This is a genomic window from Nakamurella alba, assembly GCF_009707545.1.
Lineage (GTDB): Bacteria > Actinomycetota > Actinomycetes > Mycobacteriales > Nakamurellaceae > Nakamurella > Nakamurella alba.
This window is the reverse complement of the sequence record NZ_WLYK01000002.1, coordinates 253,665-265,497: the sequence shown is the minus strand read 5'-3', so window position 1 is coordinate 265,497 and position 11,833 is coordinate 253,665. Positions and strand designations below refer to the sequence as shown.

The following is an 11,833-nucleotide window of genomic DNA, read 5'->3' as shown; positions in this document are numbered from 1 at the left end:
ACTACCCCCGACAGTCGCCTCCTGATTCTGTATGCGCAGGTCAGCGGGTCCAGCAGCGGGTGGCGGCAGGAAGCGGTGACCGGCCGGCGAACAGCTACGGATCGTTGTGCGATCGTCGGATCCCCGGTGTCGCCGATCGGATAGGTTCGTCGCCATGGCCGCCGAACTGACCGCAGACACCATCCGCACCGCGCCGAAGGTGCTGCTGCACGACCATCTGGACGGCGGCCTGCGCCCGGTGACGCTGATCGAGCTGGCCGAGCAGACCGGCTACGACGCGCTGCCGAGCACCGAGCCGGAGGCGCTGGGCCGGTGGTTCGCCGAGTCCGCCTACTCCGGATCTCTCGAGCGCTACCTGGAGACCTTCACCCACACCGTCGGCGTCATGCAGGACCGGGACTCGATCATCCGGGTGGCCTCGGAGTGCGCCCAGGACCTGGCGGCCGACGGTGTGGTCTACGCGGAGGTCCGGTTCGCGCCGGAACTGCACGTGCAGAAGGGGCTCTCGCTGTCCGAGGTGGTCCAGTCGGTGCTCGACGGGTTCGCCGCCGGGACGGTCGCCGCCGCGCAGGCCGGCCACCGGATCCGGATCCGCGCGCTGCTGACCGCGATGCGGCACGCCGCCCGCAGCCGGGAGATCGCCGAACTGGCGGTGGCCTTCCGCGACCAGGAGGTGGCCGGGTTCGACATCGCCGGTGCGGAAGCAGGTTTCCCGCCCACCCGGCACCTGGACGCCTTCGAGTACCTGCGCCGGGAGAACGCCCACTTCACCATCCACGCCGGCGAGGCCTTCGGGCTGCCGTCGATCTGGGAGGCGCTGCAGTGGTGCGGCGCCGACCGGCTGGGCCACGGGGTGCGCATCGTCGACGACATCTCGCTGGCCTTCGACGGCACCGCCAGGCTCGGCCGGTTGGCGGAGTACGTGCGGGACAAGCGGATCCCGCTGGAGATGGCGCCGACCTCCAACGTGCAGACCGGCGCCGCCGAGTCGATCGCCAAGCACCCGATCGGGATCCTGAAGGACCTCCGCTTCCGGGTCACCGTCAACACCGACAACCGGCTGATGAGCGGTTGTTCCATGACCAGCGAGATGACCGGCCTGGTCGAGGCTTTCGGCTACGGCTGGGGCGACCTCGAGTGGTTCACCCTGAACGCCATGAAGTCCGCCTTCCTGCCCTTCGACGAGCGCCTCAAGATCATCGACGACGTGATCAAGCCCGGCTACGCCGCCCTCAAGTCCGCCTGACCCCTCCCCACCACCCCCGCCCGGCGCGAGGATCTTCTTCGCCGACGCGTACGAAGTTGTTGACAGGCGTCCCACTGGTCCCAAATGCCGCAACTTCGTACGCGCGGGCGCCACAGGTCGGCCGGGGAGAGTGCCTGTGACGTGGGCATTGTGGACAAGTCAGAATCCTTCCGGAACCGGACAGATGATGGGCCACGATGTGCCGATGGGGCACATCGACGACCGTCGGCTGATCCGGACGCTCGTGGAGCAGGCGGGGCCGGTCGTTCACATGCGCGACGTCGACCGGGCCGGGATCACCCGGGCGACGGTCCGCAGGGAGCTCGACCGCGGTCGACTCGTGCGTGTCGCGAAGGCATCTTTCGTCGAGGCGGAGATCTGGGACGGTGCGACCGGATGGGAGCGATTTCGCTTGCGGTCCATCGGGTTCGGACAGTGCACCGCCGACGACGTCCATCTCAACGGCTGGTCGGCGGTGCTCCTGTTGGGCCTCCCGACGATCGGCGAGCCTCCTGACGAGGTCCGGGCGATCAAGCCCGGCAGCGGCCGCATCGGGCCCAACCGCACACCCCACGGCCGGATCCGGACCGGTCACCTGCCGCCGCACCACCGGACACGCCGAGCCGGAATCCGGGTGGTCGGGCCGTCGTTCGCCGCGGTGGACATCGCCCGCCATCACGGACCGACCGCGGGCCTGATCGTCGCCGATGCCGCGTTGGCCATCGGCGGTCAGCGGTCGTCGATGGGGCTGCTGGTGGAACAGATGGTCGCCTATCCCGGCATCGCGACCGCGCAGTGGGTCGCTGAGCATGCCGACCCGAGAACCGAGTCACCACTGGAAACCCTGGGACGCATGGCGTTCCTGTCTGCCGGACGGCCGCCGCCGCTGTCGAACGTCTGGATCCGGGTGGGGAGTCGGCGGTTCCGGGTGGATCATCTGCTCCCGGACCAACGCATCGTGCTGGAGGCGGACGGCGCCCTCAAGTACGACAACCGGCCGGACGCAGCGAAGGTCGTGACCGAGCAGGTCGAACGGGAACGCCTGCTGCGCTCGGCCGGGTTGACCGTCGTCCGTTACACCGCGGGCATGGCGTGGCACGACCCCAGGGCACTCCTGTACCGGGTCGATGCGGAAGTCCGCCGGGTCGGGGTGGGCAGCCCGTTCACAGACTGGTCCTACGAGATGCCGACGATCATCGGTGACGGGCTGACCGGCTGACGCCCGCCGACACCAGGAGATGCGTCGAGCGGCCCGAGCGCACAGGGCATCTCGCGGCACCCTGTGGTCGTGGCGGCGTTGTCAGCTGCGGCCGTTCCAGTCCAGGGAACCGGTGAACCGGTCGACCAGCACCTTCCAGGTGTCGACCTCGGCGGTGAACGGCGGGGCCGGGGGCAGTCGGTCCTTGCTGGGCTTGACGATCGCGCCGATCAGGCTGGCCAACGGCGTCGCCGTCGTCAGCGCCTCGATGCTCTCCTCGTCCTTACGGGCCTTCGCCGCATCGGTCAGCAGTTCGACGGCGAGCGAGAGCTGCTTGCGCTCGACCCCGCCCGGCCCGGTCTCCAGGCCGTCCGCGATCCCGTCCAGCGCGTAGGTGTTCTCCGGCCCGGCCACCACGACGGCGTCACCGCCGGCGATCGCCTCACGGATCTCGGCCCACACCTCGAGCGAGGCCAACGAGTGGTCGACGGTGGCATCGGCGAGGTAGTTCTCCAGATCCTCGTCGTTGGACCAGATCTGGATCCGGTTGTCGACGGCCAGGAACACCGGCTGGTCGTCGAGGTAGCAGCGCAGGGTGGTGCCGGTGCGGCCGTCGACGGTGATCTCGACGCAGTCGATGCCGATCTCGTCCCAGAACGCCAGCTCCGGGTCGCGCTCGCCCTCCTCCAGCTCCTCGATGAGGTCGTCGGACTCCTCGAGCACGGTGCCGGTGGCTTTGGCCTCCTCCTCGGCGGTGCCCAGTGCGGCGGCGTCCACCTCCGGCGTGGTGACCACCCCGTCGAGTGCGTCGACCACCTTGTCCCAGTTCTCCACGACCGCGGCGCCGATGCCGTTCCAGAGCTTCTCACCGGCCCGGCCGGTGAAGGCCGACTCACCGACCGACAGCACCGAGAACCCGTCGGCCGAGTCGAGGACCTCCTCGACCGGTGCCAGGTCGCACACCTCGGCCAGCGACCGCAGGATCGACACCGTGTCGGACAGCTCGGCCAGGGTCCAGATGTCGGGCGTCTCGGCGACCAGGTCGGGCACGCTCACGATGTCGAACCGGTGGTCGTCGTCCGGGACCAGCTCGTCGACCAGCAGGCGCGATGCGGTGTCCCACTCCGGGTGGTCGATCAGGTCGTGCTCGGTGCTGGTGCGGATGAAGGCGGCCAGGTGTGCGGCCGTCGGGAAGACGTAGAGATCGTCGCCGTGACCGAGGAACGCCTCCCACTCCTCACCGTCCTCGACCCACCGCGGAGCCCACAGGGTGAGTCCGTTGCCGGCGGTCAGGCCGAGCTGGATCGGGATGATGTCGGGCGCGGCCACGGTGGATCCTCTCGTCGGAGCGGTGCGGCGCCAGGATAGCGGGCGCCCGTCTGAGGAACTGGTGAGTGCCCGCCGCGGCGGGTCCTCCGGGGCAGCTGGAGGTCGTAGGCGCGCGTACGAAAGTGGCGACTCCAGGCACACCCGTCCCAAACGGGGCAACTTCATACGCGTCGACGATGATGATCCTCGCGCCAGGGGGAGGGGTCAGAGGGCGGTGACGGCGGAGGTGAGGACGTCCAGGCCCTCCAGGAGCAGGGGTTCGGGAATGACGAGCGGGGGGAGGAGGCGGACGACGTTGCCGTAGGTGCCGCAGGTCAGCACGATCACCCCGGCCCGGTGGCAGGCGGCGGCCACCGCGGCGGCGGCGGCCGGGTCCGGGACGGTGGTGCCGGCCTCGGTGAACTCGACCGCCAGCATCGCGCCCCGGCCGCGGACGTCGCCGATCCGCCCGGTCGCGGACGCCACCTCGCGCAGCAGCGGCACGGCCAGCGCCTCGATCCGCCGGGCGGCGGCGTTCAGGTCCCACTCGGCCATGGTCTCGATCGACGCCAGACCGGCGGCGCAGGCCACCGGGTTGCCGGCGTAGGTGCCGCCGAGCCCGCCCGGGTGCACCGCGTCCATGATCGCGGCGCGGCCGGTCACCGCGGCCAGCGGCATCCCGCCGGCGATGCCCTTGGCGGTGGTGACGATGTCCGGGACCAGGCCCTCGTGCTCGGCGGCGAACCAGTCACCGGTCCGGCAGAACCCGGACTGGATCTCGTCGGCGATGAACAGCGCACCGCTCGACGCGCACCACGCGGCCAGCGCCGGCAGGAACCCCTCGGCCGGCACCACGAAGCCGCCCTCGCCCTGGATCGGCTCGATCAGCACCGCGGCCACCGAGTCCACGCCGACCTGCGCCACGATCTGCGAGATCGCGCGCTCCGCCGTCTCTTTCCCGTCGAGACCGTCGCGGAACGGGTAGGACATCGGCATCCGGTAGATCTCCGGCGCGAACGGGCCGAACCCCTTCTTGTACGGGATCGCGTCCCGGCCGGTGGCCAGCCGGGCGATCTTGACCGCGTTCTCCACCGCCTCGGCGCCGGAGTTGAAGAGCGCGGACCGCTTCTCGTGCGATCCCGGGGTCAGCTCCGCGAGCTTCTCGGCGACCGCCACGTAGCCCTCGTACGGGGTGATGGTGAAGCAGGTGTGGGTGAACCGGGCCGCCGCCTCCTGCACCGCGGCGACGACCCGCGGCGCCGACGCGCCGACGGAGGTCACCGCGATGCCGGACCCGAGGTCGATGAACGAGTTGCCGTCGACGTCCACCACGACACCGCCGTCGGCGTCCGCCGCGTACACCGCCATCGTCGACCCGACGCCGGCCGCCACCGCCGCGGACCGCCGGGCGGCGAGTGCCACCGACCGCGGCCCGGGCAGCTCACCCGCCACCCGACGCTCCTGGAGCAACCTGAAAGACATCTCAGAGCCTCAGATCTCGCCGATCGCGGACATCACGTGCTTGATCCGGGTGTAGTCCTCCAGTCCGTACATCGACAGGTCCTTGCCGTAGCCGGAGTGCCCGAAACCGCCGTGCGGCATCTCGGCGACCAGCGGGATGTGGGTGTTAATCCACACGCAGCCGAAGTTGAGCCCGGCCGACATCCGCATCGCGCGGCCGTGGTCGCGGGTCCACACCGACGAGGCCAGGCCGTACTGGGTGCCGTTGGCCCAGGCCAGCGCCTCCGCCTCGTCGGAGAAGCGCTGGACGGTGATGACCGGGCCGAAGATCTCGTTCTGCACCGCCTCGTCCTGCTGCTGCAGGCCGGAAATCACGGTCGGGGAGTAGAAGTAGCCGTCGTCGCCGACCCGGGACCCGCCGGCGTCGAGCGAGGCGTGGTCCGGCAGCCGGTCCACGAAACCCGAGACGTGCGAGAGCTGGTGGGCGTTGTTGACCGGCCCGTAGAGAGCGTCCTCGTTCGACGGCGGCCCGGTCACCGTGTTCTTCGCCTGCTCGGCGAGCGCGGCCACGAAGTCGTTGTGGATGCCCGGTGCGGCCAGCACCCGGGTCGCCGCGGTGCAGTCCTGCCCGGCGTTGAAGTAGCCGGCGACGGCGATCGCCTCGGCCGCGGCCTCCAGGTCGGCGTCGTCGAAGACCACCACCGGCGCCTTGCCGCCCAGTTCCAGGTGCACCCGCTTGACGTCGGACGCGGCCGCCCGGGCCACCTGGATGCCGGCCCGCACGCTGCCGGTGATCGCCACCATCGCCGGGGTCGGATGCGACACCAGTGCGGCGCCGGTCTCACGGTCGCCGGTGACGACGTTCAGCACACCCGGCGGCAGGAACTCGGCGGCCAGCTCGGCCAGCATCAGCGTGGTCACCGGGGTGGTGTCCGAGGGCTTGAGGACGATCGTGTTGCCGGCCGCCAGCGCCGGGCCGATCTTCCAGATCGCCATCATCAGCGGGTAGTTCCACGGCGTCACCTGGCCGACGACACCGATCGGCTCGCGCCGGATGAACGAGGTGTGCCCGGCCATGTACTCGCCGGCGGCCCGGCCCTCCAGCACCCGGGCGGCACCGGCGAAGAAGCGCAGCTGGTCGACGGCCGGCGGCAGCTCCTCCGACGCGGTGAGACCCAATGGCTTGCCGGTGTTCTCGCTCTCCGCGGCGACGAACTCCTCGGCCCGGGACTCCAACGCGTCGGCGATCTTCAGCAGCGCCTTCTGCCGTTCCGCCGGCGTCGTCCGGCCCCAGCCGGTGAATGCCTCCGCCGCGGCGCCGTACGCCTTGTCCAGGTCCTCGGTCCCGGACACCGGGGCGGTGGCGAACGCCTGCCCGGTGGACGGGTTCACGATCTCTCCGGTCGCCCCGCTCAGCGCATCGGTGAACTCGCCGCCGATGAAGTTGCGCAGCGTGCGCAGGTCCTGGCTCACAGGTCGCCTCGTCTTCCTCGAGTGTCGGCCGGGCGGTGCACCCGGGCGGTCGTCCTAGCTTTCCCTGCCGGGCCCGGCTGTGCCAGAGCAGCCGGGCACTTCCGGCGACGGGCGGGGAATCGGGTGGCCGGTCCGACCGGGCAACGGGCAGGATGGGGGCAGCGGTCCCGGACGGGGCCGGGGCACGGACACGGGAGGTTTGCGATGGCAGGCGACGAGAAGAGCACGGACGCGGCCGCGACGGACACCGGCGAGGTGGATCCTGCCGCGGTGTTCGCGGCGGCGCTGGAGAAGAAGAAGGCAGCGGGTCAGGCCCGGTCGGCCCATCTCGACGGGCACGGCGGGGTGGAGGGCGCGACGGCCAGTCACAAGGCCTCGCGCACCTTCCGCCGCAAGTCCGGCTGAGCCGGGGACGGGCGCGGCCCGTCCCGACAGCAGGGCGCAACAGCAGGAGGCGGCGGTCCCGGACCCGAAGGTCCTGGACCGCCGCCTCTTCTGCACTTCGGGTCGATCCGCGCCGCACGGGCGTCGATGCGGAACCCGGAGCCCGCGGCCGTCGGATCGATGCCGGTCGCAGGAAAGCCAGCCGGGAGGAGAACCCGGACCCGGCGAGCGACTCAGATGGTGACGACGCTGCGCAGCACGTCGCCGTGGTGCATCTTCTCGAAGGCGGACTCGATGTCCTCCAGGCCGATGGTCTCGCTGACGAACTTGTCCAGCGGCAGCCGGCCCTGCAGGAACAGGTCGATCAGTACCGGGAAGTCGCGGCTGGGCAGGCAGTCGCCGTACCAGGACGACTTCAGCTGCCCGCCCCGGCCGAAGATGTCGATCAGCGGGATCTCCAGGTTCCACGCCGGGTTCGGCACGCCGACCAGCACCACGGTGCCGGCCAGGTCGCGGCCGTAGAAGGCCTGCTTCCAGGTCTCCGGCCGGCCCACCGCATCGATCACCACGTCCGCACCGAAACCGTCGGTCAGCTCCTGGATCTTCTCCACCACGTCGCCGTCGCCGACCAGCACCGTGTGAGTGGCGCCGAACTCCTTGGCCCAGTCCAGCTTCCGCTGGTCGGTGTCCACCGCGATGATCGTGTGCGCGCCGACCAGCCGGGCCCCGGCGATCGCCGCGTCACCGACGCCGCCGCAGCCGATCACCGCCACGCTGTCACCGCGGGCCACGTTCCCGGTGTTGATCGCCGCGCCGATACCGGCCATCACACCGCAGCCCAGCAGCCCGGCGACGGTGGCCGGCGCCTGCGGGTCGACCTTGGTGCACTGGCCCGCGGCGACCAGGGTCTTCTCCACGAACGCGCCGATGCCCAGCGCCGGGGACAGCTCGGTGCCGTCCTCGAGAGTCATCTTCTGCGTGGCGTTGTGGGTGTTGAAGCAATACCAGGGACGGCCGCGCAGACAGGCCCGGCAGGAACCGCACACCGCGCGCCAGTTCAGGATCACGTAGTCGCCGGGCTGCACATCGGTGACATCCGGACCCACCGACTCGACGATGCCGGCGGCCTCGTGCCCGAGCAGGTACGGGTAGTCGTTGCCGATGCCGCCGACCTTGTAGTGCAGGTCGGTGTGGCACACCCCGCAGGCCTGCACCTTCACCACGGCCTCGCCCGGGCCGGGATCCGGGACCAGGATCGTGGTCAGCTCGACAGGGGCGTCCTTGGCCCGGGAGATGACACCCTGCACCCGCTGCACCATTGACTGATCTCCTTCGTCTCTCGGGCCGGATCGGCCGGTCCCCGGGAGCCTAACGAAGCCGGCTGTGCCGCGCGGAAGGAGCGGCCCCGGGGCCGGGGGATTCAGCGGGGGAGCGGGCGCCGCCAGTCGATCCCCGGCAACCGGATGCGGCTGCCCACCGTGCCGTCCCAGACCACACGCAGGCCGTGCCGGACCAGGGTCGAGCACACCTGGTGTGCCACCGCGAGGGCCTCGGCATCGTAGGTCGCCCGGTCCGGGGAGCGCACCGCGGCGTCGAATCCCAGGTACAGCAACGGTTTCCGCAGCAGCAACCGCGCGGTGTCCTGGTGGTGGAAGAACACGAATCCGCGCGCCCGGACCCGGACGGCCTCGGCGCGGCAGATCTCCTCGGCCTCGCCCTGGTCCCAGCCGGTGTCGGCGGCGGCGACGATGCCGGACGCCCGCAGCTCGGCGAACGCGCCCTCCAGCCGGTGCGCGTCGGACACCGGCGGGCCGGCCGCGATCTGCCGCTCGCGCAGCGCCCACAGCTCGTCGACGATGCCCGGGACGTCGGCCGGGGTGATGCTTGCATCGGGATCGTCGGCGGCGAGATCGCCCAGCTCGTCGATCACCTCGGCACGCGTGCGGAAGCCGGTTGCGATCGACACCCAGGCGCGGTCGAGCGGACCGTCCTCGTCGAACGAGGACGGGTCCAGCGGCACCGGGACGGTCAGCGCACCCGGGCGACGGAGGTCATGCCGTCGCGGGTGTGCACCTTGATCCGCTCGCGGGAGGTCGGCTCGCCGAGCGTGCGCTCGTGCGCGTCCAGCCGGTCCCAGCCCTCGAAATCGGTGACCGGGAGGCTCTTCTCGCCGAGCAGCGCGATGACGTCGGCGCGCCCGCGGTGCGGGGCCCGGGCCAGCTCCGGCTCGTCGGCGAGCAGGTTCCGGACGGTCTCGGCAGCGTCGGACTTGGTGTGCCCGATCAGGCCCACCGGGCCGCGCTTGACCCAGCCGGTGGCGTAGATGCCCGGCAGCGGCTCGCCGTGCAGGTCGACGACCCGGCCAGCGACGTTGGGCAGCACCAGCTTCTTCGTGTCGAACGGCAGGTCCTCGACCGACTCCGACCGGTAGCCGACGGCGCGGTAGACGGCCTGCATCGGCCAGTCGGTGAACTCGCCGGTGCCGCGGACACCCTCGTCACCGGTCAGCTCCTGCCGCTCGGTGCGCAGCCCGACGACCTTGCCGTCCTCGCCCAGGATCTCCACCGGGTTCTCCAGGAAGTGCAGGTGGATGCGGCGGTGCGGGCCGGGCTTGGCATCCCGGATGGCCCACTCGGACAGCACGTCGACGACCATCCGCAGCGACTTCGACCCGGCCAGCGCGGTCTGCGAGCCCTCGTCGAACTCCATGCCCTCGGGCACCACGACGCACTGCACGTTGGGGGAGTGGTCCAGCTCGCGCAGCTCCACCGGGGTGAACTTGGCCTGCGCCGGGCCACGCCGGGCGAACATGTGCACGTCGGTGACCGTCGAGTCCTTCAGCACGGCGTGCACGTGCTCGGGGATGTCGGTGTAGAGCAGCTCGTCGCCGGTGCGGGCCAGGATCCGGGCGACGTCCAGCCCGACGTTGCCGACGCCGATCACAGCGACCTCGCGCGGGCCGACCAGGTTCCAGGTCTGCTCGCGGTCCGGGTGCGAGTCGTAGAACGCCACGAAGTCCGCCGCGCCGTAGGAGCCGTCCAGCTCCTCGCCCGGGATGCCCATCGACCGGTCGCGCTCGGCACCGGTGGCGAAGATGATCGCATCGTAGAACTGTCGCAGCTCGTCGACCTTGACGTCGACGCCGACCTGGACGTTGCCGAAGAACGCGATGCGCTCCGACTCCATCACCCGGTGCAGCGCGACGATGATCTGCTTGATCCGCGGGTGATCGGGCGCCACGCCGTAGCGGATCAGCCCGTACGGGGTGGGCAGCCGATCGAAGATGTCCACCGTGACATCGGGATCGTTCTTGGTCAGAATGTCGGCAGCGTAGATTCCGGCCGGACCGGCGCCGACGACGGCGACACGGAGCGGGGCGGGCGACGCGGGCTGGGACATGCAGATCTCCTCGGTGCGGGCAACCACTCCAGGGTAGTGGAGGAAAGGGTGCCCTTCCCCCACTCGTGAGCAACTCGACAACGACCGGGGTGACCTGCAGGAGGACCGACATGACCGGCACCACCCGTCGCCGGCGCGCGGCGGCCCTGGCGGGCGGCCTGCTCACTGTGCTGAGCGTGATCGCCGGCTGCACCTCCGGCGTGCGGGGTGAAGCATTGCCGGACCCGTCGCGGGTGGTCACCGGCGCATCGACCCCGACCACCCTGGCCACCAGCTCCACCCCGGCGAGCGGCACCACCACGACCGGTAGCACCCCGCAGCAGACGGATCGGGTGGTCACCACCACCCCGAGCACCCCGAGCACTGCGAGCCCGAGGAGCACGGACGGCGCCGGACCCGAGGTGCCGGACTGCTGGACCGCCGGCAGCTGCCCGGCGCAGTCCGCCACCGACCTGGGCGGCGGCTGGAGCCTGGTGACGGTGGACGTCGGCGCCGACGAGGGTGCCGCACTGCTGATCGCCGGGGCGGACGTGATCGCCTCCGCTGCCATCGAGCTGACCGGACCCCGCCCGGCGGTGGACTGCCGGCCCCACGACGCGACCCTGTTGTGCCTGGTCAGCGGTGTGCCCGGCGCGCACACCGCGTTCGGCAGCGTGATCGAGGTCGGTGACCGGACGCTGCGGACGGTGGTGCCGTCGCTGGTCGCCCAGGAAGAGCTGGCGGTGGCGGCGACGGACGACGGCGGCCTGCTGGTCGCCGGGATCGCCGATTTCTCCGACTACGGGCTGGCCTACGCGCAGTCGCCGAAGTCCTGGCACACCTGGCAGGTCGACGGCAGCGGCATCACGGCGGACGGATGTGGCCCGCCGGCGCTGGACGCGCCGCCGATGCCGGCCGTCCCGCTGACCGGTCCGTGCGAGGGCACGCCCGAGGTGGAGGGGTTCGGTCCGGATTCCGCCCGGAAGCTGGGAGCGCTGAGTCCTGGCTTCATCACCCCGACCGGCAACATCGTCTGCGCCTTCGACACCTCTCTGGCCTGCCGGATCGAGAAGGCCGACTTCACCCTGCCGACCTGCACCACCGGGGTGCAGCCGGGCACGGTCGCCCTGCTGGACGCCTCCGGCGCGAAGCCGCTGGAGGGCTGCCAGGGCGATCGGCTGGTCAACGCGGGGACGGCCATCGCCGCCTACGACACCTTCTACCTCGACCCCAGCGGGTACGGCTGCCTGGTCACCGAGTCGAAGGGGATCACCTGCCGCAACCCCGCGGGGAAGGGCTTCACCCTCGCCCGCAGCGGCTACACCACCTTCTGACCCGCCGGAACGGGCAGAGTCGGGCAGCGACCCTCCGACCCGCCCGGACCG

At 71.2% G+C, this 11,833-nt stretch carries 10 protein-coding genes; 4 read left to right on the top strand and 6 right to left on the bottom strand.

The window, feature by feature from the left end; translation table 11 throughout:
• Positions 1-154: 154 nt before the first annotated feature.
• Entirely contained in the window at positions 155-1,246 is a 1,092-nt protein-coding gene (locus GIS00_RS09770) for an adenosine deaminase (RefSeq protein WP_154768234.1), read from the top strand.
• Positions 1,247-1,451: 205 nt separating this feature from the next.
• Positions 1,452-2,465 carry a type IV toxin-antitoxin system AbiEi family antitoxin domain-containing protein gene (locus GIS00_RS09765; protein ID WP_154768233.1) on the top strand — a complete coding sequence of 338 codons (1,014 nt, stop codon included), beginning with the start codon at positions 1,452-1,454 and terminating at the stop codon, positions 2,463-2,465.
• A gap of 81 nt (positions 2,466-2,546) precedes the next feature.
• Here GIS00_RS09765 and GIS00_RS09760 read toward each other — a convergent pair whose 3' ends face one another.
• From GIS00_RS09760 to GIS00_RS09750, 3 genes are all read right to left on the bottom strand, one after another.
• Positions 2,547-3,773 (bottom strand): hypothetical protein, encoded by a 1,227-nt coding sequence (locus GIS00_RS09760; protein ID WP_230313354.1) that lies wholly within the window; start codon positions 3,771-3,773, stop codon positions 2,547-2,549.
• A gap of 204 nt (positions 3,774-3,977) precedes the next feature.
• The gene (locus GIS00_RS09755; protein ID WP_154768232.1) at positions 3,978-5,234 is read right to left on the bottom strand and encodes an aminotransferase class III-fold pyridoxal phosphate-dependent enzyme; all 1,257 of its coding nucleotides are present in this window, start codon (positions 5,232-5,234) and stop codon (positions 3,978-3,980) included.
• A gap of 9 nt (positions 5,235-5,243) precedes the next feature.
• Positions 5,244-6,686: a gamma-aminobutyraldehyde dehydrogenase gene (locus tag GIS00_RS09750; RefSeq protein ID WP_322097785.1), complete on the bottom strand. Its 1,443-nt coding sequence runs from the start codon at positions 6,684-6,686 to the stop codon at positions 5,244-5,246.
• 204 nt (positions 6,687-6,890) lie between these two features.
• Here GIS00_RS09750 and GIS00_RS09745 point away from each other — a divergent pair, with 204 nt between their 5' ends.
• Positions 6,891-7,091: a DUF5302 family protein gene (locus GIS00_RS09745; RefSeq protein ID WP_154768231.1), complete on the top strand. Its 201-nt coding sequence runs from the start codon at positions 6,891-6,893 to the stop codon at positions 7,089-7,091.
• Between the two features lie 212 nt (positions 7,092-7,303).
• Here GIS00_RS09745 and GIS00_RS09740 read toward each other — a convergent pair whose 3' ends face one another.
• From GIS00_RS09740 to GIS00_RS09730, 3 genes are all read right to left on the bottom strand, one after another.
• Complete coding sequence (locus tag GIS00_RS09740; RefSeq protein WP_154768230.1) at positions 7,304-8,389, bottom strand: S-(hydroxymethyl)mycothiol dehydrogenase; 1,086 nt, start codon at positions 8,387-8,389, stop codon at positions 7,304-7,306.
• Positions 8,390-8,490: 101 nt separating this feature from the next.
• A complete protein-coding gene (locus tag GIS00_RS09735; protein WP_154768229.1) occupies positions 8,491-9,090 on the bottom strand; it encodes a DUF6891 domain-containing protein in 600 nt (199 codons plus the stop codon).
• A gap of 8 nt (positions 9,091-9,098) precedes the next feature.
• Positions 9,099-10,469, bottom strand: a complete 1,371-nt coding sequence (locus GIS00_RS09730; RefSeq protein ID WP_154768228.1) for an FAD-dependent oxidoreductase — start codon at positions 10,467-10,469, stop codon at positions 9,099-9,101.
• 110 nt (positions 10,470-10,579) lie between these two features.
• Between GIS00_RS09730 and GIS00_RS09725 the strand changes: the two genes are divergently transcribed.
• Positions 10,580-11,782 carry a hypothetical protein gene (locus GIS00_RS09725; RefSeq protein WP_154768227.1) on the top strand — a complete coding sequence of 401 codons (1,203 nt, stop codon included), beginning with the start codon at positions 10,580-10,582 and terminating at the stop codon, positions 11,780-11,782.
• The last annotated feature ends 51 nt before the right edge of the window (positions 11,783-11,833 follow it).

What these genes read in the sequence shown, in the direction of transcription:
- GIS00_RS09725 (WP_154768227.1), top strand. Translation starts at nt 10,580, where the DNA reads ATGACCGGCACCACCCGTCGCCGGCGCGCGGCGGCCCTGGCGGGCGGC.
- GIS00_RS09770 (WP_154768234.1), top strand. Translation starts at nt 155, where the DNA reads ATGGCCGCCGAACTGACCGCAGACACCATCCGCACCGCGCCGAAGGTG.
- GIS00_RS09730 (WP_154768228.1), bottom strand. Translation starts at nt 10,469, where the DNA reads ATGTCCCAGCCCGCGTCGCCCGCCCCGCTCCGTGTCGCCGTCGTCGGC.
- GIS00_RS09765 (WP_154768233.1), top strand. Translation starts at nt 1,452, where the DNA reads ATGGGGCACATCGACGACCGTCGGCTGATCCGGACGCTCGTGGAGCAG.
- GIS00_RS09755 (WP_154768232.1), bottom strand. Translation starts at nt 5,234, where the DNA reads ATGTCTTTCAGGTTGCTCCAGGAGCGTCGGGTGGCGGGTGAGCTGCCC.
- GIS00_RS09740 (WP_154768230.1), bottom strand. Translation starts at nt 8,389, where the DNA reads ATGGTGCAGCGGGTGCAGGGTGTCATCTCCCGGGCCAAGGACGCCCCT.
- GIS00_RS09745 (WP_154768231.1), top strand. Translation starts at nt 6,891, where the DNA reads ATGGCAGGCGACGAGAAGAGCACGGACGCGGCCGCGACGGACACCGGC.